1 protein-coding gene is annotated in these 973 nt (G+C 53.2%); it reads left to right on the top strand.

The window, feature by feature from the left end; all coding sequences use genetic code 11:
• A partial coding sequence (locus tag ACQ4M5_RS41790) for an IS4 family transposase (RefSeq protein WP_430681698.1) occupies window positions 1-973 on the top strand: 973 nt, incomplete at its 5' end.

Genomic DNA, 973 nt, shown 5'->3' on the forward strand with positions numbered 1-973 from the left:
GCTGGATAAAACCGAACGACGCTACAAGCAACTGCCGATTGAAGCCAAAGAGTCGTACAAATGGATCAAATCTGCGGTGAGTAGCCAGCCGCATTTCGAGGCAGGGGGAGCGACGCAAGTGACCTACATCGGCGACCGAGAAGCAGACATCTACGAAGAATGGTTTGATGTGCCGCAGTTGGGAGCGCAGTTATTAGTGCGCGTCGGACAAGACCGAACCCTCGTGGGCACTGATGAGAAGCTTTCGGTCTTTGTGGCACACCAACCTGTACAGGGAAACTATGCGGTCGTTGTGCCCGAAGACAAGCGATTGAAACGGCAAGCCAGAGAAGCATTCATGAGTGTCCGTTATGGTCGAGTCAGCATCGGGCGACCGAAGCGACTGAGCGGGGACGGGTATCCTGCCTCAGTGCCGCTGTTTGTGGTCGATGCTCAAGAAGTCAGTCCTCCCACTGGCGTGGAACCGTTACATTGGTGTTTGCTGACGACTCACAGCGTCGAAACCCTAGAACAAGCCTTGCAAATCCTGCAATGGTATCGATGGCGGTGGCGCATTGAACAATTATTTGCCATTCTCAAGCAACCAGGACTGGATCTTGAAGCCACGCAACTTGAATCTGGGCAAGCGATTCAATCGCTCTGTGTTCTAGCATTATCGGCTGCCATACGGGTTCTCCAACTGGTGGAAGGACGGAACGATGCTACCCAGCCTGCTGCTGTTGTCTTCTCCCCTGACCAACAGCAGTGTTTAGTTCAGATTGCACCGACCTTACAAGGACGCACTCGCAAACAGCAAAATCCGCATCCGCCGCTGTCGCTTGCCTGGGCAACTTGGTGCATTGCCCGTTTAGGTGGATGGACGGGCTACAGCAGTCAGCGTCCTCCAGGAATTGCAACGATACTGCGTGGACTACAGCAGTTTGACTCCTTTTTTACTGGATGGAGTTTCAATCGAGATGTGTATACACGGTAG

Origin of the sequence: Leptolyngbya sp. AN10, assembly GCF_050565645.1 — a bacterium.
GTDB lineage: Bacteria > Cyanobacteriota > Cyanobacteriia > Leptolyngbyales > Leptolyngbyaceae > Leptolyngbya.